General features: G+C 68.0%; 21 protein-coding genes. 5 read left to right on the top strand and 16 right to left on the bottom strand.

The window, feature by feature from the left end:
• Positions 1–11: 11 nt before the first annotated feature.
• The 3 genes from CNO20_RS14895 to CNO20_RS14905 form a co-directional block, all read right to left on the bottom strand.
• A complete protein-coding gene (locus CNO20_RS14895; protein ID WP_101296923.1) occupies positions 12–413 on the bottom strand; it encodes an HVO_A0114 family putative DNA-binding protein in 402 nt (133 codons plus the stop codon).
• Positions 414–549: 136 nt separating this feature from the next.
• Positions 550–915, bottom strand: a complete 366-nt coding sequence (locus CNO20_RS14900) for a hypothetical protein (protein WP_143423235.1) — start codon at positions 913–915, stop codon at positions 550–552.
• A gap of 127 nt (positions 916–1,042) precedes the next feature.
• Positions 1,043–1,657, bottom strand: coding sequence for a diadenylate cyclase (locus CNO20_RS14905; protein WP_101296925.1), 615 nt, complete (start codon positions 1,655–1,657; stop codon positions 1,043–1,045).
• 328 nt (positions 1,658–1,985) lie between these two features.
• On the opposite strand from CNO20_RS14905, the gene CNO20_RS14910 reads away from it, so the two are divergent.
• Complete coding sequence (locus tag CNO20_RS14910; RefSeq protein WP_101296926.1) at positions 1,986–2,549, top strand: metal-dependent hydrolase; 564 nt, start codon at positions 1,986–1,988, stop codon at positions 2,547–2,549.
• Positions 2,550–2,569: 20 nt separating this feature from the next.
• Here the strand turns inward: CNO20_RS14910 and CNO20_RS14915 are convergent, their stop codons facing one another.
• The 5 genes from CNO20_RS14915 to CNO20_RS14935 form a co-directional block, all read right to left on the bottom strand.
• The gene (locus CNO20_RS14915) at positions 2,570–4,006 is read right to left on the bottom strand and encodes an MATE family efflux transporter (RefSeq protein WP_199174865.1); all 1,437 of its coding nucleotides are present in this window, start codon (positions 4,004–4,006) and stop codon (positions 2,570–2,572) included.
• 826 nt (positions 4,007–4,832) lie between these two features.
• Positions 4,833–5,696 (bottom strand): carbohydrate ABC transporter permease, encoded by an 864-nt coding sequence (locus CNO20_RS14920; RefSeq protein WP_101296927.1) that lies wholly within the window; start codon positions 5,694–5,696, stop codon positions 4,833–4,835.
• 1 nt (position 5,697) lies between these two features.
• Complete coding sequence (locus tag CNO20_RS14925; protein WP_101296928.1) at positions 5,698–6,684, bottom strand: carbohydrate ABC transporter permease; 987 nt, start codon at positions 6,682–6,684, stop codon at positions 5,698–5,700.
• An 87-nt stretch (positions 6,685–6,771) separates the two neighbouring features.
• Positions 6,772–9,171, bottom strand: coding sequence for an alpha-xylosidase (yicI, locus tag CNO20_RS14930; RefSeq protein ID WP_101296929.1), 2,400 nt, complete (start codon positions 9,169–9,171; stop codon positions 6,772–6,774).
• A 182-nt stretch (positions 9,172–9,353) separates the two neighbouring features.
• On the bottom strand, positions 9,354–10,685 hold the full coding sequence (locus CNO20_RS14935; protein ID WP_101296930.1) for an ABC transporter substrate-binding protein: 1,332 nt from the start codon (positions 10,683–10,685) through the stop codon (positions 9,354–9,356).
• A gap of 108 nt (positions 10,686–10,793) precedes the next feature.
• Here CNO20_RS14935 and gfo6 point away from each other — a divergent pair, with 108 nt between their 5' ends.
• Positions 10,794–11,891 carry a D-xylose 1-dehydrogenase Gfo6 gene (gene gfo6 / locus CNO20_RS14940; RefSeq protein WP_101296931.1) on the top strand — a complete coding sequence of 366 codons (1,098 nt, stop codon included), beginning with the start codon at positions 10,794–10,796 and terminating at the stop codon, positions 11,889–11,891.
• A gap of 71 nt (positions 11,892–11,962) precedes the next feature.
• Here gfo6 and CNO20_RS14945 read toward each other — a convergent pair whose 3' ends face one another.
• Positions 11,963–13,426, bottom strand: coding sequence for an aldehyde dehydrogenase family protein (locus CNO20_RS14945; protein ID WP_101296932.1), 1,464 nt, complete (start codon positions 13,424–13,426; stop codon positions 11,963–11,965).
• A gap of 198 nt (positions 13,427–13,624) precedes the next feature.
• On the opposite strand from CNO20_RS14945, the gene CNO20_RS14950 reads away from it, so the two are divergent.
• Positions 13,625–14,527 carry a dihydrodipicolinate synthase family protein gene (locus CNO20_RS14950; RefSeq protein ID WP_101296933.1) on the top strand — a complete coding sequence of 301 codons (903 nt, stop codon included), beginning with the start codon at positions 13,625–13,627 and terminating at the stop codon, positions 14,525–14,527.
• A 34-nt stretch (positions 14,528–14,561) separates the two neighbouring features.
• On the opposite strand, the gene CNO20_RS14955 is transcribed toward CNO20_RS14950, so the two are convergent.
• From CNO20_RS14955 to CNO20_RS14980, 6 genes are all read right to left on the bottom strand, one after another.
• On the bottom strand, positions 14,562–15,569 hold the full coding sequence (locus tag CNO20_RS14955; RefSeq protein WP_101296934.1) for an Ldh family oxidoreductase: 1,008 nt from the start codon (positions 15,567–15,569) through the stop codon (positions 14,562–14,564).
• 2 nt (positions 15,570–15,571) lie between these two features.
• Positions 15,572–16,735 carry a UxaA family hydrolase gene (locus tag CNO20_RS14960; protein WP_101296935.1) on the bottom strand — a complete coding sequence of 388 codons (1,164 nt, stop codon included), beginning with the start codon at positions 16,733–16,735 and terminating at the stop codon, positions 15,572–15,574.
• A gap of 31 nt (positions 16,736–16,766) precedes the next feature.
• Complete coding sequence (locus tag CNO20_RS14965; RefSeq protein WP_101296936.1) at positions 16,767–17,102, bottom strand: UxaA family hydrolase; 336 nt, start codon at positions 17,100–17,102, stop codon at positions 16,767–16,769.
• 57 nt (positions 17,103–17,159) lie between these two features.
• Entirely contained in the window at positions 17,160–18,176 is a 1,017-nt protein-coding gene (locus tag CNO20_RS14970; RefSeq protein ID WP_101296937.1) for a YeiH family protein, read from the bottom strand.
• A 124-nt stretch (positions 18,177–18,300) separates the two neighbouring features.
• Positions 18,301–19,431, bottom strand: coding sequence for a C-terminal binding protein (locus CNO20_RS14975; protein WP_101296938.1), 1,131 nt, complete (start codon positions 19,429–19,431; stop codon positions 18,301–18,303).
• 51 nt (positions 19,432–19,482) lie between these two features.
• Positions 19,483–20,745, bottom strand: a complete 1,263-nt coding sequence (locus CNO20_RS14980) for a mandelate racemase/muconate lactonizing enzyme family protein (RefSeq protein ID WP_101296939.1) — start codon at positions 20,743–20,745, stop codon at positions 19,483–19,485.
• A 199-nt stretch (positions 20,746–20,944) separates the two neighbouring features.
• Here CNO20_RS14980 and CNO20_RS14985 point away from each other — a divergent pair, with 199 nt between their 5' ends.
• Both CNO20_RS14985 and CNO20_RS14990 read left to right on the top strand, forming a co-directional pair.
• Positions 20,945–22,099: an ABC transporter ATP-binding protein gene (locus tag CNO20_RS14985; protein WP_101296940.1), complete on the top strand. Its 1,155-nt coding sequence runs from the start codon at positions 20,945–20,947 to the stop codon at positions 22,097–22,099.
• A 261-nt stretch (positions 22,100–22,360) separates the two neighbouring features.
• Positions 22,361–23,140, top strand: coding sequence for an IclR family transcriptional regulator (locus CNO20_RS14990; protein ID WP_101296941.1), 780 nt, complete (start codon positions 22,361–22,363; stop codon positions 23,138–23,140).
• Between the two features lie 900 nt (positions 23,141–24,040).
• On the opposite strand, the gene CNO20_RS14995 is transcribed toward CNO20_RS14990, so the two are convergent.
• On the bottom strand, positions 24,041–24,289 hold the full coding sequence (locus tag CNO20_RS14995; RefSeq protein WP_101297166.1) for an acetyl-CoA carboxylase: 249 nt from the start codon (positions 24,287–24,289) through the stop codon (positions 24,041–24,043).
• Positions 24,290–24,309: the final 20 nt, after the last annotated feature.

The raw sequence follows: 24,309 nt of genomic DNA on the forward strand, positions 1-24,309 counted from the left end.
TGGCGGGTCCGTCAGATCGATCTAAGTAGGTCGTACTCGATCCGCACCTCGTCGTACGGGACGTACGGCATCTCCGACTCCTCGTCGTCGCGGTATCGGACGATCCCGTACTCCGCGAGCACGTCGAGATCTCCGGCCACCTCGAAGCGGGTTCGGCCGACGCGCTCGGCGAGATCCTGGATGTGCGCCGGCGGTTCGCGCTTCACCTCCCGGATCAGTTCCTCGTTTCGTCCGGTGAAGAGCCGCCGCAATTGCGACGGCGTCTCGAACGAGATCACTCGCGGGATCCGCTCGCCGCGCTCCAGCTTCCTCACGAGTTCGCGCTCTCGCTCGGCCGCCGTCTCCTCGTCCGGTTCGACCGTTATCAGGAGGGACGAGGGGCGCTCGCGTTCGTCCGTTTCGGATGCCGTCATTGTACTTTACGTGGTTATCGATCCGGATATTAATCCTAGCGAACTCTGCTCAGCGCCGGAGAGACTCACAGCTATTCGACTTCGGTGAGCGTCCGGGACGTTCTCTCCGGCGCGGATTAAAAAACGCGAATGGCGCTCAGTTGCCGATCGAGACGTCCTGTAGGACGATCCCGACGTCGTCGATCGTCAGCGTGATGCGGCAGATCTCGTAGGTCTGCCCTTGGTAGGTAACCGTCAGCCCGCGCAGGGTGAACGTCGCGTCGTCGATTGTGTACCGCCGCTCGTCGATCGATTCGCTCGGGAGTCCGTCTCCCGTCACGTGCACGTCCGTGATCGACAGCGTGGTGTCGGTGATCGCGATGTCCTGGCTGCCGATCTCCGTCACGTCTGCGTCCGACTCACCGCCCCCGCCCGCCGCGAGGGTAGCCGTCGAACCGGCTCCGACGAGGAGCAACCCGACGATCACGGTGATCATCAGTGTTCGCTTTGACGCTAGTACCATTACTCGGGAGACTGTTGCGCGAGATAATAAGCAGTGAGTATTTCATCGTTGTACTAACTGAATAAACTATGAACAGTGATTTGAAGAAAACGAAAGAGGAGCGGCCAACTCACAGGGGAAGATCAGTTCACGTCCACGAGGGGAAGTCGTCCGGCGGCGTCCGGTCAGCGCCGGATGACCGCCACTTCGCGCAGAGTTCGTCGCGCTTCACGTCCTCGAATTTGCCGTCCTGAAACGCGGTGACGCGTCCGTCCTCCTCGCTGAGGGTGATCGCGGTGACGACGTCACTTCGAACGGAGGTGTCAAGCGCGCTCATGTGTCTGGATCCCATCCAGTCGGCGTATTGAGTAGTTATCTCACCTCCGAGCGCCTCGATCTCCCGCTCGGAGAGCGTTCTGAGCCGGACCATCGGCCGCTGAATTTCGCCGTCGACGCCGACGACGACGCCGCCGTCGCGAGTCAGAGCGACCTCCCTCGCGACCTCACAGAAGGCCGTGAGATCCGCGTGGACGTTTCGACACCGGTCCACGGGCCACCGGTTGTCGCCCATCGGGTCCGCGTACTCGCTCAGCGAACAACCCGCCGCGATCACCACGAGCAGTCCCGGTCCCCGGACGTGCTCGGCGTCGCCGTACTCGAATCCGAGGCTGATCTCCTCGAAGGCGTAGACGACGACGTCGATCAACTCCTTCACCCCTCCGTGTTCTCGGTAGCGGATGTCCACCGAGTCCGTCCCGTCCATGGTGGGAAAATGGTTGAACCGGGATAAGGAGGTTCGCTCGCGCCGGCGCGCGACTCAGTGCGGGTCGCGAATCTGTACGCGCAGATTGACGTTCCGCGGATTCGGTGGAACTCGACGTTCGGCGGACACGCGGTCGAACCTCGCTTCGGTCGTCCGAACCGCGCTGTAAACTCTCACCGAACAGTACGGGGGGGAGACGGCGGAGATGAGGGAACCGAGCCAGAACGCCCATATGATCACGGAGGGAGTTGTACACGAGGACCGTACTCTCGATCCGAGAGTACGGTCGACGTCGCCCGCACTCGGTCTCGACGGAGGAACCCGCTCAATGTGGCCCTGGGAACACGCGATTTTCGGTTACGTCGCCTACTCGGCGTGGTGTCACGCGGTCTACCGGGACTCCCCCGACGGACGTGGCGCGCTCTGCGTCATATTCGCGTCGCTCCTCCCCGACCTCATCGACAAAACGCTCGCGTGGGAGTTCGGCGTGTTCGCGTCGGGGTACGCGCTCGGACACTCCGTGTTTTTCGCCGTGCCCCTGTCCGCGGGCGCGGTCGTGCTCGCCCGCAGAATCGGGTACCCCCGGACGGGGATCGCGTTCGCCGTCGGATACCTCCTCCACCTGCTGGGTGACGCCGTGCCGGAGTACCTCCAGAACGGCGAGCTGCCGCTACACCGGTTCCTCTGGCCGATCAGCCGGTCGTCCGGCGACCCCGAACGCGGTGAGTTCGTCGGACGATTCCTGGAGTACTTCGTCCCGTATCTTGGACGGATTCTCAGCCTGGATCTGACCCAGGGGCTCCTCGCCCAGCTTGTCATTGCCACATTCGCCCTCTCGCTTTGGATCTACGACGGATTCCCCGGGCTTCGGGAAGTGATCCGACTTCGGTGAGCGCGGACCCGCAGCGCCGCTCAGTCGTCGGCGGGTCCAGGGCGATACGACCGGCTGACCGCCTTCCAGCGCCCGGTGTCGAACCGGTAGTACGTCACGAGCGCGGGGACGAGCGTCTCGACGACGAGCGCCAGGGAGAGCGCGACGACGCCGAGCGGCGTCACTGTACCGAGGTAGGCGATCGGGAGCGCGAAGACGTACAGTCCGAGCGCCTGCCCGTACAGCGGCCACCGCGTGTCCCCGCTCGCCCGAAGCGGCCCCGTCGCGCCGCCGATGACGCCGTAGAAGACGACGCTCACGCAGGCGGCGTAGATGAGGTCGTCCACGAGCGGAAGGACGGCCGGGTCGTCGACGAAGACCCGGCCGATGGGCTGGGAGAAGATCCCCACGAGGAGGGCCGCGAGCAGGTAGACGGCGAGCGCGAAGCGGAGCACGTCCCGCGCGTACCCCTCGGCTCTGCGCTCGGCGCCGACGCCGAGGGCTTGCCCGACGAGGCTGCTCGAAGCCAGGCTGAACCCCCAGCCGGGCGTGTCCATCAGCGCCCGGACACGCTGGGCGATGACGAACGCGGCGACCACGTTCGGCCCGAACAGTCCGACGATCGCGAGAAGCGGGAACTGCCCGCCGGTCCGAGCGACGTTCGTCAGGACGAGCGGCGTCCCGATGTCGACGAGCTGGCGCGCTATCGGGAAATCTAGATAGGGGCCCGAGAGGCTCACCGTCACCGGGAACGCTCCGACGAACGGGAGGCGACCCGCGACGAGACCCCACGCGAACGCGGCCGCGACGACGACGTTCGCGACGACGGTCCCGATCGCCGCCCCAAGAACGCCGAAGCCGAAGCCGAAGATGAGTACGGCGTTGAGACCGACGTTGATGACTGCCCCGCCGGCGCGGAGCACCATCGGGATCCGCGCGTCGTCGGCGCCTACGAGCGTCCGGCTCCCGACGAGGTTCAGGGCCGCGAACGGGACTCCGAGCCCCACGACCCGGAGGTACGTTGCTCCGTACGCGATCGAGTCGCCGCCGGAGCCGACGAGCGAGATGAGGGGCTCCGGCGCGATCCAAAAGAGGGCGGCGAGCGGGAGCGTTATCGCCGCCGCGAGCAGCGCGCTCGCCTTCACGGCGAGATCGAGTTCGTAGTGCCGGTCGCTGCCGTAACGCTGAGAGACGAGGCTGATCGTCCCGCCCGCGACGCCGCCGCCGAGCGCGAACGCGAGCCCCCAGAACGGGGACGCGAAGCCGACGCCCGCGATCGCGGCCGGTCCGACGGCGACGCCGACCATCCCGACGTCGACGGCCGACTTCGACATCCGGGCGAGGCCGGTAACGATGCGCGGCCACGCTAGCCGCGTCGTCCGATGGACGCGCCGCCTGTCAATAACGTCTAGGCGGGCCAGCAGGTGGCCGATGGCTAACAACACTCGCTGAATCGGGTTGAGGGAGATGCCGAACACAGAACGTGCTATTAGGTCCGACCTCAACGGTTAAATTCGTTCCGTTATGATCCGAATAAAAGTAACGAACGTTAGTGATGGTGAAGTGATATCAAATCGGCAATTCTCTCCGCTACACGGTAGAGAAGGCGTCAAAAATTCGGATTTTAAGTTTTTCTAGCAAACACGTTGGTGGCGAGACGCCCCCACTTCGCCGGTTCGCTGGGAGAGGCGTTTTCCGATCCCGCCGTCGGTTCGTCCGTCGTCGACCGACGTCGATCGATTCCGGTTCCCGCCGTCCGCAGAAGCCCGTTCGGCGGAGTGGGGAGACAAGTCTTCGTACACTAACCGAGAACATCTCGATGTGAGCGATTGAACAGCTGGCTGAGTGAGAGGCGACGGCGACGAACGCGGGAGGGCGGACCGTCCGGGGCGACGGGACCCGCCGACGGCCGGCGGCCAATCGCCGCACCGTCAGGTTCCCGACCCCCGATCGCGGCGCAGCAGCGCGAACTCGCGCCCGTTTCCCGCGGAAGCGCCGCTCCGAGGATCGACCTCGCGCCGCGGGACCGTTCGACCGCCGTGCTCGCTCGGCTGACCGGTTTTCAGCCGGTTTCCTCGGATTCGTCGAGGGGCGGTCGACCGTCTCGCGTTCCGGAGAACGCGTCGGCGGTCGGCTCCCGCGACAGTTCGTCGAGCGGACGGACGCCGAGCGGTCGAACCGGCCTGTGGGCGTCAAATCGGATTTTTGATTCGATCGATCGTCCAATTATTTTCGTTCCTATGCGGTCGGGGTGCCGCCGCGGGAGCGTCCGACCGGCGCACGGAGGAACGTCCGCCGATCGGACTACTTCCCGATACCGGCGGTCAGCCCCCGCACGATCTTCCGCTGGAAGAAGAGGATGAAGAGGACGAGCGGGACGATCGACACGAACGTGGCCGCCGAGATCGTCCCCCACGGGAACGTGTACTGCCCCTGGTAGAGCGCGATGCCGACGGTGATCGTCCGCATCTCGTCCTGCGTCATGAACGTCAGCGCGAACAGGAACTCGTTCCACGCGTAGACGAAGACGATGATGGCGGTCGTGGCCATCGCGGGCGCGGAGACGGGGAGGATGATGCGGAACAGGATGCCCAGGTGCGAGAGGCCGTCCATGAGGGCCGCCTCCTCCAGGGAGTCCGGGAGCTCCTTGAAGTACGCCTGGAAGATCCACACGGCGAAGGGGAGCTGGAACGCGGCGTACGGCAGGATGAGGCCCAGGTAACTGTTGAGCAGCCCCGAGGACCGAAAGAGCTGGAAGAGCGGGATGAGCCGCCCGATGTAGGGGAGCATCGCCGAGACGAGGATGAAAAGCAGGATCGGGAGCTTGCCGCGGAATTCAAGCCGCGAGAGCGCGTAGCCGGCCATCGCGCCGAGCACGACGTCGATGATCGCGGTCGACCCCGCGACCACGAAGCTGTTGAAGAGGTACCTGGCGAACGGGGCCTGCTCGAACGCGGTGCGGTAGTTCTCCAGCGTGACGGGATCGGGGACGTACTCGACCGGGAACTGGGCGATCGTGGCGGGCTGCTTGAGCGAGGTGAGCAGGATCCAGACGACGGGGAAGAAGGACACGGCCACGAGGACGGCGATGGCGCCGTAGAAGCCGACGGCCTCGCCGATCCGCTGGAGGGACGAGTACCGCTCGTCCGCTCCGTCGACGGTGGCCATCTCAGCGCACCTCCGGCTCGTAGAGCGTCGAGACGTACACCATCGAGATGGCGAGCGCGATGAGCGTGATGACGGTGGCGGCGGCGGAGCCCTCGCCGAAGGCCAGCTGCGAGAACGTGATCCGGTGGTCGAACAGCACGAGGGTCGTCGTCGACTCCCCCGGTCCGCCGCCGGTCAACCCGTAGGGGAGTCCGAACGCCTGGAAGGCGGGGAGCGTGCGGAAGATGAGCGCCACCAGGATGGTCGGCTTGAGCAGCGGGAGCGTGATGTCGGTGAACCGCTGCCAGCGCGAGGTCCCGTCCATCTCGGCCGCCTCGTACAGGTGCTCGGGGATGCTCTGCAGGCCCGCGAGCAGGATGAGCGCCATGAACGAGCTGGTCTTCCAGATGGTGACGACGAGCATGGCGGCCATCGCCGAGGTCGGGTGCGCGAGGAACGCGTAGGGGCTTTCGATCAGCCCGACGCGGAGCAGCATGTCGTTGAACACCCCGTACTCGCCGTGGTAGAGCCACTGCCAGATGCGGGCGTTGATGATCGTCGGGAGCGCCCACGGAAAGAGGATGGCGGCCTGCGCGACGAACTTCCCCTTGAACCGCCGGTTCACCAGCAGCGCGATACCCATCCCGAGCGCCAGTTCGATCGGGACGCTCACGCCGGTGTAGATGAGGCTCACCTTCAGACTGTTCCAGAAGCTCCCGTTGCTCAGGAGCGACCGGTAGTTCTCGAGCCCGACGAACTCGGGCGGACCGCGCAGACCGAGGGCGTTGTCGTGGAGGCTCGTCCAGATCGTCGCCGCGATCGGGTAGTACGACACGGCGACGAGGTAGGCGACGACGGGCGCGAGGAGCATCGCGGCGATCTCCGGGTCGGTGAACTGGAGGTTCCTGTAGCGCTCGAACCTCGTCCGAACGCCGCTTGCGAACCCGTCCGATCGCGCTCCGGACGGTCCGTCCGGATCGTCTGCAGATCGGTCTAGTGCCGAGGGCATCGTCAACTACATCATGAGCATCGTTAATAAATCCTCGGGGATTGTTCGCACGTGACTCGGGCCGGTCGCCGGTCGCGCCGGTGCGACCTACGGTTCGATCACGATCGCAGAGCCGTCGGCCTCGTACGTCCACTCGCCGGGGCCGGGGTCGCCGTCGACTTCCCCGAGCGGTCGACCGTTCACCGCTACCGTTTCCGGACGCCGGCTCGCGTCGACGACGCGCGCGGCGAACGGCTCCGTGCGGCCCCCGTCGATCGATAGTTCGACCGACGAACCGTCGGCGGCGACGCGGCAGTCGATCGCCGCGACCCGGTCGCGGTCCTCGTCGTAGAAGTCGAACGACGCGCGCGTCTCGCCGTCGGAGCGCGGCGTGACGCGGAGCGTCACGCGGTCCGGCGTCCCCTCACGGACGGTCTGCGACGGCTCGTGCAGCGGGAGGACGCTCCCGGCTCTGACGAAAAGCGGCACCTCGTCCAGTGGGACCGTCCGGTGCAGCGTCCGGCCGCCGGTGTAGCGTTCGCCGCTCCACCAGTCCACCCACTCGCCCTCCGGGAGGTACACGTCGACCTCGCCGTTGGGGTCGAACACCGGCGCGACGAGCAGTTCCTCGCCGAGCAGGTACTGCGTGTCGAGGTGGTGCGTCGCGGGATCGTCCTGATAGTGGAGCACGAGCGGTCGGACGATCGGGAGGCCGGTTCGGCGCGCCCCCTCCGCGTACGAGTAGAGGTACGAGACGAGCCGGTACCGGAGGCGGGCGAACTTCCGGAAGATCCGCGTCGCCTCCTCGCCGAACGCCCACGGCTCGCGCGGGGTGGTGCCGTGGCAGCGCGCGTGGCTCGACAGCAGGCCGAACTGCGCCCACCGGACGTACGTCTCCGTCGTCGGGGTGCCCCTGAACCCGCCGATGTCGTGGCTCCAGAAGGGAAAGCCCGACAGCGAGGCGCTGAGCCCGCCGCGGAGCGCCGAGTGCATGCCGTTGAACGTCGTCTGGGCGTCCCCGCCCCAGTACATCGGAAAGCGCTGGCTGCCGGTCCAGGCCGACCGCCCCCAGACGAGCGCGTCCTCGGCGCCGTTGACCTCCCGGACGGCCTCGTAGACGGCCCGGTTGTAGAGGAACGGATAGAGGTTGTGCATCGACTTCCCGGTCCGCCCGTTCGCGAACACGGCGTCCTCCGGCACCCCCTCGCCGTAGTCCGTCTTGAACACGTCGACGCCCATCTCGACGAGCGCGCGGTGTTTGTCCTTCCACCACTCGACGGCCTCCGGGTTCGTGAAGTCGACGATCGCGCCCCGGTAGTCGCCCTGGCACAGGCTGTCCATCACGTACGGTTTCCCGGCCCCGTCTTGCAGGAAGTAGCCGTTGTCGCGCGCCGTCTCGAACGCCTCGGTGCCGACCGGGACGTACGGGTGTTCCCACAGCGAGAGTCGAAAGCCCCTGTCGTGGAGCCCCTCGATCATTGCCTCGGGATCCGGGAACTGGTCCGTGTCCCACTCCAGGTCGCAGGAGTGGAACTCGCGCATCCAGAACGGGTCGAGGTGGACAACGTCGCAGGGGATCTCCTCGTCGCGGAGGCGTTGGGTGATCGCTTCGAGGTGCTCGCGGGATTCGTACCCGAGCCGCGACATCCACACGCCGAAGCTCCACTTCGGGGGCCGTTCCGAGCGGCCCGAGAGCGCGGTGTACGTCGAGAGCACGTCCGCGAACGACGGGCCGCAGAAGAACACGAACGCGAACGAGTCGTCGCTGACGGACACCGTCGCGCTCGCCGTCGACTCGCGGCCGAGGTCGTACTCGACGCGGTGTGTCGTGTCGACCAGCAGGCCGTACCCTCGCGTCGAGAGGTGAAACGGGACGTTCTTGTACGAGTCCTCGGTCTCGGTGCCGTACGGCTCGACGGTCCACGACGACACCGTCTGCCCCCGCTTGTCGAACTCGGTGAACTTCTCGCCGAAGCCGTAGAGGCGCTCGTCGGGCGCGAGCGCGAACGCCGTCCCGGCGGCGACGACGCGGTCCGGGCCGCTGTCCTCGGTCCGCTCTTCGAACCCGAGGGGGTCGACCCGGTGGTCGCCGTGGACGTCCACGTCGCCGCGCTGCTCCTCGAAGAGGATTCGCCCGTCCGCGCCCTCGACCCGGAACGACCAGGGATCGAGGCCGACGCGCACCGCGAGCGACCTGGTCCGGAGGCGGAGTTCCCCGTCGCGCTCCGTCACGTCGAGGTCGACGTCGGCGGCGATCGCCTCCTCGTCTAGGTCGGTGAGCGACTCCGTCACCCCGGCTTCGGGGTTCGCCGCCAGTTCGAACCGAAACGCGTCCGGTCGGTAGAACCGGACGGTGACGGGCACCGTCCGGGAGACGGCGTCGGCGTCCGACTCGTCGCGGTACTTGAACGCCGAGGGTACGAACTCGGCGTCCGTCCGGCACTCCAGCGTGACCGAGTCGTCCGACGCCCGGTAGTCCTCGACGCCGGTGACTACGCTCCGTGGCATACCAAGACACGCTCGCCCGACCGTCATATAGGTTACGTCGCGCTCCGATCGGGCCGAGAGAGGTCGCGAGCCCGTTTCGAGGTGACCGCCAATCGGCCCGAGAAGTCGTGAGTCGGGCCGAAGAGGAAACGCGACCGGAGGATCGAGGAAGAGCCGGATGCCGTGGCCGTCGCCCCGTCGCCTCAGGCGGAGTTGACTTCGCTGTCGATCTTCTTCTGGGCGTCGTCGAGCGCCCTCTTCGGGGGCTTGCTCTGCACGAGGGCTGCGTTGAGGTTCGTGTAGAGGACCTGCGAGAACGTGGTGTACTTCGGGGACGCGGGGCGCGCCTTGGTTCGCGGCAGGATGTCCTTGTACAGCGCGAGCTGCGGGAACTTCTCCTGGGCCTCCTCGTCCTCGTAGACCTCCTTGCGCACCGGCAGACGGCTGAACTCGACCGCCATCCGCTTTTGCACGTCGAGGCTCGCCATGAACGAGGCGAACTTGCGCGCGGGTCCCTTGTTGTCGGAGAACTCGTTGACGAACACGTTCCAGCCGCCGAGACACGAGTTGCTGGCGTCGGGGTGGTCCTCGTGCGTGGGCAGCGGCGCGACGTCGAACTTGTCCTTGACCGGTGAGCCGTCCTCGTTCATGACGGAGATCGCGTACGGCCAGTTGCGCATGAACAGCGTGTTGCCGTTCTGGAACGTCTGGCGGTTCCCGTCGGTGTCGCTCGACGGAACCGACTTCGGGGTCACGTTGTGCTCGTGGATGAGGTCGACCGCGTGCTGGAGCGCCCGAACCCCTTTTTCCGTGTTGACCTTGAGCACGCCGTCGTGCCGGACGGTGCCGCCCATCCCCCACAGCCAGTTGAGCCACATGATGGTCAGCCCCTCGTTCGTACCGCCCTGCCAGATGTAGCCGTTCCAGTCTTTGTCCTCCTGCTCCATGATCGTCTGCGCCTGCTCTACGAGCTCGGTGTACGTCTTCGGCGGCTCCATGTCGTACTTGTCGAGCACGTCCTTGCGGTAGTACAGGGCGTTCGCGTCGGTGTACAGCGGCATCCCGACGAGGGTGTCGTCGATCGTGGCCGCCTCCACGGGCGTCTCCAGCATCTTGTCCGTGTGCCCGTCGGGGTCTTTCACCGCGGCGATCCAGCCGTTCTGCCAGAACTCGGCGGGCCAGATCACGTCCATCTGCCCGACGTCGAAGTCCGACGACTGCGAGATGAACTGGTTCACGTAGTAGTCGTGGCTCGACGCCGACTGCGCGGGGGTCTGCTGGTGTTTCACCGTGACGTTCCCGGCCCGCTTTTCGAATTCGGGGATGAACGCCTCGGCCTCGCCCCCGAAGGTGCCGAGGTGGGTGAACTTGATCGTCCCGCCCTGCTGGTCCCCGCCGCTCCCGCCGCTTCCGTCACCTCCGCCGCCGAGACAGCCGGCCAGGCCGGCTGCGCCGGCGGCCGTGATCGCCTTCAGGTGCCCTCTGCGCGAGAGCAGGCGCTCATCGTCGTCGCCGCTTGTGCGAGTCGCTCTCATACGTCAACCCACGTTACGACCAAGACTGTAAAAATCTTTGGGGAAGAATTCGCGGCGGGCCGACTCGACGCACAAATATAAGTGCCGGAGGCCGCGATTCGGGAGCGCATGGAACTCGACGCGATACTCGAAGGGGGAAGCGACCGCGACTGGCGGACGATCGATCCGGAGGAGACCGAGCCGGTGCGGTTCGCGCTGATCGGCCTCGGGTGGTTCACCCGCGGGCGGGTCCTGCCGGCGCTCGAAGAGAGCCGGCTGTGCGACGCGACGGTGCTCGTGAGCGGCACGGCGGAGAAGGCCGAGCGGATCGCGGCCGACGTGCCGGGCGCCCGGGGGATCACGTACGACGACTTCCGCGACGGCGTCGCCCGCGACGCCTACGACGCGGTATACGTCGCCACGCCCAACGCGCTCCACCTCGACTACGTCGAGACGGCCGCCGAGTTCGGAGCCGACGTGCTGGTCGAAAAGCCGATGGAGCGGTCGAGCGACCGCGCCCGCGAGCTGATCGACGCGTGCGATAGAGCGGGCGTGGAGCTCATGGTCGCCTACCGGATGCACACAGAGCCCTCGGTGCGGCGGGCGCGCGAGCTCGTCGACGCCGGGCTGATCGGCGAGCCGACGTACCTCCACGGTCGGATGAGCCAGCGCCTGCTCGACCGCGTCAACCCCGACCCCGACCAGTGGCGGCTCGACGCCGACCTCGCCGGCGGCGGCGCGCTGTTCGACCTCGGGGTGTACCCACTCAACACCGCGCGGTTCCTCCTGCGCGCCGACCCGATCGCGGTCGGCGGTCGGACCCGGAGCACGCGCGACGCATTCTCCGAGGTCGACGAGACGGCCGCGTTCGAGGTCGAGTTCCCCGGCGGCGTCGTCGCCTCGTGCTTCGCGAGCCACAACGCCAGCCAGGAGAGCGCGATGACCGTCGTGGGAACCGAGGGCGCGGTGACGATCCAGCCGGCGTTCTTCCAGGACGAGGCACGCGGGCTGACCGTCTCCCGCGGCGACGGGCGGGCGACGATCCAGCTCGACCCGGCGGACCAGATGCTCGAAGAGTTCGACTACTTCGCGGACCGCGTCCGCGGCGGTCGCGCCGTGTATCCGGACGGCGAACACGGCCTCGTCGACATGATCGCCATGGAGGCGGTGTACGAGTCCGCGGCGGGCGGAGACGAGGGACGTCGCGTCGAACTGGAGCCGTCGTAGCTCCCGGATCGACCCGGACCGACCCGAGCGCGGGACGGTCGACTCAGGCGTTCTTTCCGGCCTGGACCGGCTCAGGCGTTCTTCCCGGCGTGGAACCCGACCAGCTTTTCGCGGGTGAAGCGTTCGACCGCGTACTTGACCCCCTCCTTGCCCTTGCCGCTGTCCTTGAAGCCGCCGTAGGGCATGTGGTCCGCGCGGAAACCGCTCACCGTGTTGACGTTCACGCCCCCGGCGTCGATCTCGTCGGCGGCCCGCTTCGCGCGGTCGATGTCCTGCGTGAACACGCCGGCTTCCAGCCCGTACTCGGTGTTGTTGGCCTCGGCGATCGCCTCGTCGAAGTCCGCGACCGCGATGACGGGAACGAGCGGACCGAACACCTCCTCCCTCGCGGCGGGCATGTCGGGAGTCACGCCCGAGAGGACGGTCGGCTCGAACACGCGGCCCTCGTAGCGTCCGCCGCACTCGACGGTCGCCCCCTTCTCGACCGTCTCCTCGAAGATGCGGACGACCGTCTCGGCCTGGTCGTCGTCGACGAGCGCGGCGACGTCGGTGTTCTCGTCGAACGGGTCGCCGACCGCGAGCGCCTCGGCGCGTTCGACGAGCGCGTCGACCAGCTCGTCCTCGACGCGCTCGTCGACGAGCACCCGCTCGACGCTGTTGCACACCTGCCCGGCGTTCGAGCACGCGCCGGAGACGATCTGCCGCGCCGCCTCGTCGAGGTCGGCGTCTCGCCAGACGATCGTCGGGTCGTTGCCGCCGAGTTCGAGCGTGAGCTCCTTCATCCCGCTTTCGGCGGCGAGGTGCCTGCCGACCGCGGTGCTGCCGGTGAACGAGATGGCCTCGACCGCGTCGTGTTCGAGGAGCGCGTCGCCGACGACGCTCCCGCTCCCCGTGACGAGGTTGACGAGGCCCGCCGGCGCGCCGAGTTCCTCGCACGCCCGGTCGAGGTACTCGAAGAGCTTGACGGCGGACAGCGGCGTGTTCGACGCCGGCTTCCCGACGGCGGCGTTTCCGGCGGCGAGCGCCGGTCCGACTTTGTGGACCATGAGGTTGAGCGGAAAGTTGAACGGCGTCACCGCGGTGACGACGCCGAGCGGCTCGCGCTGGGTGAACGCGTGCGTCCGGTCGAACCCCTTCTGTGGATCCATCGGGACGTACTCGCCGAACAGCCGCTTGGCCTCCTCGCCCGAGAGGCGGAGCGTCTGCACGGCGCGGTCGACTTCGACGCGCGACTCGGCGATCGGCTTCCCCTGTTCGAGCGTGACGACGCGGGCCATCGCCTCCGCGTCGTCTTCGAGCAGTTCGGCGGCTCGGTACAGCAGTTCGTACCGCTCGTGGGCGGAGAGGTCGGACTCGCGGTGCGCGCGGTCGGCGGCCTCGATCGCGGCGTCGACCTGTCCGCGGGAGGCGGCCGGGACGGAACCGACCCGGCGGCCGTCGTAGGGGTGGACGACCTCGATCCGGTCGTCTGCGTCCACCCACTCCCCGTCGACGAGCATCTCCTTGTCGAGCGAGACGGAGTTCTCTACGCTCATGGGCTGAACACGCTTAGAAGAGGAACGATCGCCGTCATAAACGTTGCGCCGGCGCGCGAGTCGGAGGGCGGAGTCGATCCGGACCGACGCGGGACGAAAGTGGGATTTCGCGGCGAAAGAGCGCGTAAACCGGCGAAAACCGGTCCCGAAAGTGGGGCCATCCAAAGCTATTTATCCGGCGTGTGCGAGTGCTTCTCCATGCGATCACCGGGAGCAGTCGTACCCATGGCCACGCCTATCGACGGGCGGACGGGGAACGTGGACGTGACCGCACTGGAAAACTACACCGACTTCCTCCTCGACGGCGGGGTGCACGGGCTGTTCCCGTGCGGCTCCATCGGCGAGTTTTCGAGCCTGACCGCCGCGCAGCGCGAGCGGGTGATAGAGACCGTGGCCTCGCGCGCCGACGGGGCGTCGGTGTTCGCCGGCTGCGGCGACACGAGCGTCGAAACCGTGCGCGAGCACGTCGACGCCGCCGCGGACGCGGGAGCGGACGCGGCGGTCGTCGTCACCCCGTACTACCTCCGCACGACCCAGGACGGCCTGCTCGACTTCTACGCGGCCGTCGCCGACGATTCTCCCCTCCCCATCCTCCTGTACGACATCCCCGGGCTGACCGGGCACCACCTTTCGGTGGAGACGGTTTCGGAGCTCGCCGAACACGAGGCCGTCGTCGGACTCAAGGACACGTCCGGGGATCTGACCTACCACCGCGACCTCATCGAGGCGACGCCGCCGTCGTTCACCGTGCTCCAGGGCGCGACCGAACTCGCCGTCGCCGCGCTCGACGCGGGCGCCGACGGGATCATCGCGGGGCCGGCGAACGTCTTCCCCGCCGCACTGGCCGAGTTAGTCTCGTCCCACGACCGCGGCGACCGCGACCGCGCCGTCGAGCTGTCGAACGCGGTCGTCGGTCCCGTCGTGAGCGCGACGAGCGAGATTCCGACAGCCGCGGCGCTCAAGTACCTCGTCTCTTTGGCCTGCCGCGACATCGGGCCGCCGCTGCCGCCGCTTCCCACGCTTTCGAGCCGCCAGCGGCGGCGGCTCGATCGGTGTTACGAGCGAGTCGCCCGCGCCGTCGGGGCGGGCGACGTCGCCTGAGCCTTTTCTCTCCGCGGCGGTGCCGTCGACGCGATCAGCCGCCGTCGACAGCGGCGAGGTCCGCGACCGCCTCCCACGTTTCCTCGTCGACCGAGATCGCGTCCCGGTCGTCCCGCGCGGCGCTCCGTTCTCCGGGAAGACGGATCCCTTCGCCGTCCGCCGCCGGTTCCGTCGCTTTCAGATCGGCGACAAACGCGCTCGCGCGCTCCGCGAAGCCCTCGCCGCCGAGCGCCTCCGGGTCGACGACGGCGAACAGGTCGCCCTTCGTGCAGGGATCCGTCGTGTGGTAGGTGCCGGTCACCTCGCGCCCCATCGCCGCGTCGACGAGGCCGCCGGCGAGGATCTCGACCGCGATCGCGAGGCCCGACCCCTTCGCGTCGCCGAACGGCCGGATGACGCCATCGAGCGCCGCCTCGGGGTCGGTCGTCGGTCGCCCCTCCGCGTCGAGCGCGACGCCCGTGGGGAGCTCATCGCCGTTCGCCTTCGCGCGGAGGACCGCCCCGCGCGAGACGCTCGACGTGGACATGTCGAGGTTGAACGGCGGGTCGGTCGGGATGCCGATCGCGATCGGGTTCGTGCCGAGTATCGCCTCCGCGCCGCCGTGGGGCGGCATCGCGGGCTCGGTGTTCGTCATCGCGACGGCGACGTACCCCTCGCGGCGCGCGAGGTCCGTGTAGTAGCCGAGCATCCCGAGGTGGTTCGAGTTCCGCGCGCCGACGACGCCCGCGCCGTAGTCGTCGGCGCGCGCCGCGGCCTCGCCGACCGCCTCGGCGGCGACGACCGGCCCAAGGCGCGATCCCCCGTCGAGCAGCGCGGTCGCGCCGCCGTCGCGGACGACGCGGATCTCGCCGTCGGGGTCGACGTTGCCGGCCTCGACGCCGCGGACGACGCGCGGCAGGCGCAGCAGGCCGTGGGAGTGTTTTCCGCGCGCGTCGGCGCTCACCAGCACCTCCGCCGTGAGCGCGGCGTCGTCCGCGTCGATCCCCCGGCCGCGGAGCGCGGCGGCGGCGGCCTCCGCCGCGCGCTCTCTGTCCACGTCCATGCTCAGGTCGAGGGGCCGATGCGGTGGATGGCGAACTGGCTCTCGCCGAGCGCCTCGCTCAGCGTCAGCCTGCCGTTCGCCACCGCCACGACCTCGTCCCAGAGCTGATCCGTCGCCCAGTCGAGCGACTCGTCGCCGACCAGCGCCTCGCTCACGTCGACGTCGGTCTCCTCGGGGACGCGCGCGGCGCTCCCGGGGTTGCCGGTGATCTTGATCGTCGGCATCACCGCGTTGGACAGCGTGTGGCCCTGGCCGGTCGAGATGACCATGAAGTGCGCGCCGCCCGCGCCGATGCCGGTGACGCTCTCCGCGCCGTGACCCGGCGTGTCCATGATGTACATCCCGCTCTCGTCGGGGATCTTCTCGGCGTAGTCGACGAGATCGCGGATCGGCCCGTCGCCCGACTTCACGAGCGCGCCGAGCGACTTCTCCTCGATGGTGGTGAGGCCGCCGTCCATGTTGTCCGGCGTCGGTTGCGCGCCGCGGACGTCGTACCCCGTCGCCTGGAGCCGCTGGTCCCAGTACTCGACGCGGTCGAGGATCTTTTCGGCGACCTCTTCGGTCGCGGCGCGCTCCGCGAGCCCCTCCTCGCCGCCGAAGAACTCCGGCGTCTCGGCGAAGACGGCGCGGCCGCCCTCGTCGATGAGCCGCCAGGCCGCGCCCGCCGTCGCGTGGTGCTGGCAGAGCCCGCTGGTCGTGTCCGAGGTCGCGCAGTTGATCCCGAACGTGAGGTTCGAGGCGTCGTACGGTCGGCGCCGGAGCGCGCTCGCGTCCTGAACCATCCGCTGGGCCTCGTTCACGGTCGCCTTGAGCGCGTTCATCACCCCGCCCTCGGCGTGTATGTTGACGCTCGCGCTCGGCCTGCCGGTTTCGGCCACGTCCGCGGCGAGTTCGTCGCCGTCGACGATCTCGCCGGCGTGCGCGACGACCACCGCGCCGTAGACGTTCGGGTGCGTGGCGTAGCCGAGCAGCGTGCGGTACGTCTGGAACACGTCGGGCTTGGTCTGACACCGCCCGAGCGGGTGCGTGATCGGGATCGCGTTCTCGACGATGTCCGCCGCGCGCTCCACCGTGTCGTTGGCGTACGGCGCGGTCGAGACGACGACCACGTGGTTTCTGATGCCGATGCTGCCGTCCGGTCGTTCGTATCCGTGGAATTCAGTCATGTCGATCGTGTCGCTCCGGTCCGTCGGTCCGTCACTCGTGGATCGCCTCTGCCGGGTCGCGGTCGGCCGCGCTGCCCGCGAGATCGCCGCGACCGTAGTTGCTGTCGACGTTGTGGACGTGCACCCACTCGCCGGCCTCGATCGGTCGGCTGGCGTAGCCGATGCTCAGGCCGTACTTGTACACGGTGTCGCCCTCGTCGATGTCCTCGATCGCCACTTTGTGTCCGAACTCGACGTCGTCGACGATCTCGACGGTTCGGGATTCGTCCCCGACGCCGACGTCGACCGTCTCGCCCGCCGCTACGTCGCGAAGCGCGGTCGCGACGTTGTCCTCCGGTGTCACGACTTTCAGGTATCTGTCGACCATGCACGTGAACCGGACTGGGCCGTCTCTCATTAATGTTTCCCCGTTTCGCCCCGACGATCAGGGAGCCAGCAGGAGCGACGCCGCCGCGAGCGTCAGCGCGCCCATCACCAGGAGGTGGACGAGCGCGACGAGCACCGGCGAGAGGCCGGCCCGCCGCATCGCCGCCGCCCGGACGTCGAAGCCGAGGCCGGCGAACGCGAGGACGAACAGCGCGTCCGACGCGCGGTTCAGAAGCGGGATCCCCGCCGCCGGGATCGCTCCCGCGTTCGCCGCGAGCGCGACGAGCAGGAACCCGACGAGGAACTTCGGGAACCCGTCCCAGAGTTCGGAGAGCCGGGATCGGCACGTCCGTCCGGACTCCGAGTCGCGGAGGTAGTAGACGGAGTAGGCGACGGCGACGACGCCGATGAACGAGTTCCGGACCAGCTTCGTGAGCGTCGCCCACTGGCCGGCGACCTCCGAGTACGCGAACCCCGCCGCCGCGACGGGGCCGGTGCTGAACATGCTGAGCCCGGCCCACACGCCGAACACCTTCGGCGGTACGCCGCCGAGACCGCCCGCGATCGGAAAGGCGACGAGCGTGACCGCGTCGAAGAGGAGCACCGTCGCGACCGCGTAGGCGACGTGCTCCTCCTCCGCGTCGATGCTTCCGGCCACCGCGACCACCGCCGACACGCCGCAGACGCTCGCGCCGGCGGCGATGAGCGACCCGATCCGATCCGTCAGCCCGAAGACGGCCCGCGAGAGGAGCTCCGCGAGGGCCAACCCGACCGCGACGGTCCCGGCGACGAGCGCGACAAGCCGCGGCCCGGTGGCCGTCACCTCCGACAGCGAGATCCGCGCGCCCATCAGGACGATACCGGTTTCGAGCAGCAGTTTGTGGAGCCGAACTCCCGGTTCGGCCCGCGCGGGGACGCCCACTGCGTTGGCGACGAGCGCGCCGATGAGGACGGCGGGGAGCACCGCGCCCGCGACTGGGAGCGCGCCGGCGACGAGCGATGCGACCAGCGCGGTCCCGGACAGGAGGGCGATCCCGGGAAGCAGTTCGCGGGCGCGGTCGGTCAGCGAACCCATCGCTCACCAGTGCCAGGGGGGAACCGGAACCGAGACCGCCGCGGCGGCGAGCAGTCCCAGGAGGGCCGCCTTCCAGCCGCGGTCGAGCCGCTCCCACCGGTGGAGAATCCGCTCCATGCGGCGGTCAGGTACCCCCGTCGACGCCGTTAGCCGTCCCTTCGACATCGTCGATCGCCCCGCCGACGCCGTTGTCCCCCTCGACGTCGTTCACCGCGTCCGCCGGGCGGTCGCCGAGGAGCGCCGCCCGGACGTTCTCCGCCGCCCGCCGCCGCCGCTCCTCGTTCGCCTCCTCCGAGTACCACGCCACGTGCGGCGTCGCGATCACCCGCGGGTGGTCGCGGAGCGGGTGGTCGGGTCGGGGCGGCTCCGACGGGAAGACGTCGAGCCCCGCGCCCGCGATCTCGCCCGCGTCGAGCGCCGCGAGCAGCGCGTCGGCGTCGACGATCGGGCCGCGGGCGACGTTGACGAGGAACGCCGACTCCTTCATCCGGGCGAAGGCGTCGGCGTCGAACATGCCCCGCGTCTCCTCGGTCAGCGGCGAGTGGACGGACGCGAGGTCGGCGCGCTCTACGAGGTCGCCGAAGTCGACCAGCTCGGCGGGACCGTCGGCGAGGTCGGCGGGCGAGAGGAACGGGTCGCTGGCGACGACGTCCGCTCCGAGCGCCGCGACCCGGTCCGCGAACGCGCGGCCGATCGCGCCGAAGCCGACGACGCCGACCGTGCGCGTCGAGAACCGGCGGATCGGTGCCGCGACGTCGCGGTCCCACTCGCCGCGGGCGACGGACGAGTCGTAGCGGCCCACCCCGCGGACGAGCGCGAGCGCCAGGGCCAGGGCGTGCGTCGCGACCTCCTCGACGCAGTACCCCGGGACGTTCGTGACGTGGATGCCGCGTTCGGTCGCCGCTTCGAGGTCGACGTTGTCGACCCCGATGCCGTAGCGTGCGACGATCCGACACCGGTCGAGGCGGTCGATCACCTCCCGCCCGAGTTCGCGCCGGAGGTTCAGGAGGGCATCCGCCTCCGTGAGGGAGCCTTCGGGGTCCGTGTCGCCTCCGTCACCTTCGAAGCCGGTACCGCCTCCGTCGTCTCTGTCGTCTCCGTCGCCTCCGTCGTCGTCGCTGTCGCCGGCGTTCGACCCGCCCCCGCCGGGAGCGTCGGACAGGTCGATCACCTCCGCAACGTCGCTCAGGACGGCGCGTTCGATACCGAGGTCCGCGAAGTCGTGATCAGTCACGACTACTCGACGGTCGCTCATGCCAGTCACTCCCACGATGATCGACAAAAAACCATCGGCTCCGCCGGCGCGTCAGATCACGAGCTCCGTCCCGTCGGCGAGGTACCGCTCGGCGACGTCGGGGTCGATTTCGATGCCCAGCCCCGGACCCTCGGGCAGGTCGACGTACCCGTCTTCGAGGATCGGGCCGCGCTCGCCCGTTCGCGTCACCAGGTCGTTCCACCACGGTACGTCGCGCGCGTGGAACTCCATGCAGAGGAAGTTCGGGATGGCCGCCGAGACGTGCGCGCCTGCGACGGTCCCCACGGGGCTGGAGATGTTGTGCGAGGCGATGGGGATGCCGTGGAGGTCGCAGATCGTGGCGATCTTGCGGAACTCCCAGAGGCCGCCGCACTTGTTCACGTCGGGCGCGGCGATGTCGAACGCGCCCTCGCGCGCGACGTCGTTGAAGCGGGCGGGGGTGACGTAGTTCTCGCCGGTCAGCACCGGCGTCGTGAGCTTCTCGGTCACGCGCCGGAGCGCGTCCACCTTCTCCGGCGGAACGGGGTCTTCGAGCCACGCGAGGTCGTACGGTTCGAGCTTCCGGCCGAGCCTGACCGCCGTCTCGACGGTGAAGTTCCAGTGGAGGTCCATCCCGAGGTCGACGTCGTAGCCGATCTCGTCGCGGACGGCCTCGACCAGCGACACCTTGTGCTCGACGGCCTCGTTGTCGAGGCGGCGCGCGGCCGTGTCGGCGTCGCGATGGGTGGGGATGTCGAGGTCGAACTTCAGCGCCTCGAACCCCTCGTCGACGACCTCGCGGGCGGCCCGGGCGTAGGATTCGGGCGTGTAGATCTCCGTCGGATCGGCGGTCTCGGCGGCGGCGAGCGATTCGCCGCCGTGCGTGTCGCAGTAGATCTTGATCTCGTCGCGGTACTTCCCCCCGAGGAGTTCGTAGACGGGGACGCCGAGCACCTTGCCCTTGATATCCCAGAGGGCGGTCTCGATGCCGGTGAAGGCCGCCTGGCCGATGCGCCCGCATCCGGTGTAGCGCTGGTTGAGCAGTTCCGTGATGCGGTCGACGTCGAGCGGGTTCTCGCCGCGGAGGTCGACCGCCATGCGCTCGGCCATGTCGAGCGCCGCCTCCGCGCGGAACGTCTCGCCGAGGCCGTAGTGGTCGGTGTCGGTTTCGACCTTGACGATCCCCCACGTGAAGTTCCCCGCGAGAGCCATCGTCTTCACGTCGGTGATCTCGATGTCGCGCTCGGCCGGTCGGTGCGATTCGTCGACGCTCAGGTCCCGCCACGGGACGCCCCCGCCTTGCGGAATCCGGTAGTCGGGTTGATCGGACGCCATGGCTCACCTGAGTCACATCGGGAAGTTAAGCGTTACGTCGGCAGAACGTCAGTTCGCCCAGACGCGGCACTCTTCGAGCTTCGAAGCTCGCCGTCCGCGCAGGCGGCGGTCGCGGGTTTCGGCCCGCCCCGTCGGACGGGAGATTTATTATCCGCGCTCGTAAATCGGTAGCATAGTGCGCGATACTGGGTGAAAATCGATGGGCGAACTCCAACTCAACGGCTTACGCAAGGTGTTCGGAGACGGCGGGAACGCGATCGTCGCCGTGAACGACCTCGATCTGACTATCGACGACGGGGAGTTCCTCGTGCTGGTCGGCCCGTCGGGGTGCGGCAAGTCGACCACCCTGCGGTGCATCGCCGGGCTCGAGAGCGTCTCGGACGGCGAGATACTGCTCGACGGGGACCCGATCGCGCGGAAGCGACCGCGCGACCGCGACATGGCGATGGTGTTTCAGAACTACGCGCTGTACCCCCACATGACCGTCCGCAAGAACCTGGGGTACGGGCTCAAGATCATGACCGACCTCTCGAAGTCGGCGATCGACGAGCGCGTCGAGGAGACCGCCGAGATGCTCGAGATATCCGAGCTGCTCGACAAGAAACCCAAGGCGCTGTCGGGCGGGCAGCAACAGCGGGTGGCGCTCGGCCGGGCGATCATCCGCGAGCCGGAGGTGTTCCTGATGGACGAGCCGCTGTCGAATCTCGACGCGAAGCTGCGGACGACGATGCGGACCGAGATCCAGCGCCTGCAGAGCGACCTCGGCGTGACGACGGTGTACGTGACGCACGACCAGACGGAGGCGATGACGATGGGGGATCGAATCGCGGTGCTGGACGGCGGCGAACTCCAGCAGGTCGGCACCCCCCTGGAATGCTATCACGCCCCCGCGAACCGGTTCGTCGCGGGGTTCATCGGCTCGCCGAGCATGAACTTCCTGAACGTCGAACGCCGGGACCGGACGCTACTGCACGAGGCGTTCTCCTACGAGCTCCCCGGTGACTTCCTCCCCGAGAGCGAGGCGGCGGGCGACGAGATGGTTCTCGGCGTCCGCCCGGAGCACATCGAGCTGACGGACGGCGACGAGCGAAACGCCGTCCGGGTGCGGGTGGACGTGGTCGAGCCGATGGGCGAGCACTCGTACGTCTACTTCCGGCTCGGCGGCGAAACCTACACCGCGAGCGTCAGCGGCGACGTGATCCTCCGCCAGGGCGACGAGGTGTCCGTCAACTTCCCCGTCGACCGGATCCACCTGTTCGACGCGAGGACGGGAGCCGCGGTCAAGAACAGCGCGGTCGCCGAGCGGACCGTCGGCGCCGACGCGGATCGAAGCAGAACCCTCAGTTCGTCCTGAGCACCGCCGCGATCGTCCCCTCCCCGACCCCTCTGGCCCGGTCCGCCGGGCGAACGTCCGATCGGTTCGCCGAGCGGCCGCGTTCCGGGTCGTTCGCAACTCGCGAACGGAAGAGTACGGCGAGCTGAACGCCGTTTCCGAGCGTCCTTCGCCGTCGCCGGAACCGAAAAAGCGAACGCAGAAGCGCCGCGCGATGAGCGACGCGGGAGCCTCGTTCGCGGGTGGCAAACAATTAAGTGAGATTCCCGAAGAGAGGTACGTATGACGCCCAACGGAACGGAGGCCGGGTCCGGACGCACGATCCGAGCGGTCCAGATATCGTGCGACGTCCTGAGAGCGCTCCGTGAGATGGACGGCGCTGGGGTGACGGAGCTCGCAGATCGCCTCGGACTGTCGAAGGGGACCGTGCACGGCCACCTCAACACGCTCCACCGGAACGAGTTCGTCGTCAAGGACGGCGACGACTACCGGGTCAGCCTCCAGTTCGTCGACTTCGGAGAGCACGCGAAGGAGAACGTGAAGGTGTACGACGTGGCGCGAAAGGAGACGGAGGAGCTGGCCGAAAAGAGCGGGGAATTCGCGCAGTTCATGGTCGAAGAGCACGGCTGGGGCGTGTACCTCCACAAGGTGAACGGGGCGAACGCGGTCAAGACGGCGTCCTACGTCGGGAACCGCAAGCACCTCCACTGTACCGCGCTCGGAAAGGCGATCCTGTCGGAACTCCCGCGGGAGCGCGTCGACGAGATCGTCGAGGCGCGCGGGCTGCCGAGGCAGACGGAGAACACGATCACCGACCGGGAGGGGCTGTACGACGAACTCGAGCGGATCCGGGAGCGGGGGATCGCCTACGACGACGAGGAGGTGTTGCAGGGGCTCCGGTGCGTCGCGGCCCCGCTCACGGGCTACGACGGGACGCTGTACGGCGCGATCAGCGTCTCGGGACCGATAAGCAGGATGAAGGGGGAACGGTACCGCGAGGAGGTCCCGGAGATGGTCCAGAGCGCCGCCAACGTCATCGAGATCAACGCCGCGCACCTCTAACGTCCGCGCGCCGTTTACACCTCGCGAACGGTACGGACGACCGATCGCCCGACTGAACGACGGAGCGGTGTTTCGATGGCGGCGGGACGGTCGGGAGCGCGGAAGTCGGCGGCGGCCGACGCGTTGCGGCCGGGACACTTCGTTCGCGAGGAGTAAACGGTCGGGCGTGCTCTCCGCGGAGGACCGGCAAGACGCCGATAGTCGCTCCCCGATTGTCCGCATCTGTGGTGCGAGTTCGGCGCGCCGTCTGCTGCCGTGAGCGGTCGCCGGCGCTACCGTCGACCGCTCGCTCCGTGACATGAATAAGAGTGTCACGGATGCGGCGGTCAATCTCACGATACTAGTTCTGTAACGGAATTCGATCGAACGGCCGGGGAGCTTTACCCCCGACCGTTCCCCGAGATCCGCCTCGGACGGGGTAAATTCGCGTTCTGCGTCGGACGATTTGGATCTAATTACATATATCTTCACTTCAGTTGTCCGGACGGGACGTCGGTGATCACTGATCTAGTCCTTCCTTTTGATCACCCTTCTCGGCCTGAAATTCGATTATTTCCAGTATTAGGCCCGAATATTGTTCGGTACATCTCCAATCGTTTTGAGCAGGACGGAAGACAAATCACGCAGAAATTTAGTTAACGGAATAGATTAGATTTTTCTCGGCGCACGTGACGTCGATCTCCGTCGGAAAGAACCGCTCGACCCGAGCCCGCGAGGAACGAAGCGGCAGGCTCGTCATCGGATCGGAACGACGGGTCCTTCTCGTCCTCGTGCGTCCCGCTACCCGCCGCTCTGTCACGGGTGGCGCGGACCGGATGCCTCCGGATCGAGGTACTCGATCGTCTCGTCCGAGCGCAAAGGAAGGGAGAGAGGGGGGATGGTATCGAGGTGAGCGGCCGGTCACTCCGAAGTCAACCGCACGAGCTCCTGCCCGGCCTCGATGGGTGCCTCGTCCTCGACGAGGATCTCACCGACCACGCCCGCGGCGTCGGCGGTGATCTCGTGGAAGTTCTTCATGACCCCGACGAGGCAGACGACGTCGCCCGCTTCGACGCGGTCGCCCTTCTCGACGAACGGCGCTTCGTCCGGATCGGAGCGTCGGTAGAAGACGCCCGGCATCGGTGCCGTGATTGTCGTTTCTTCCGTCATGTTTCGCCCCGTCGCGGTTC

The sequence above is a fragment of the Halegenticoccus soli genome (assembly GCF_002844195.1).
Classification (GTDB): domain Archaea; phylum Halobacteriota; class Halobacteria; order Halobacteriales; family Haloferacaceae; genus Halegenticoccus; species Halegenticoccus soli.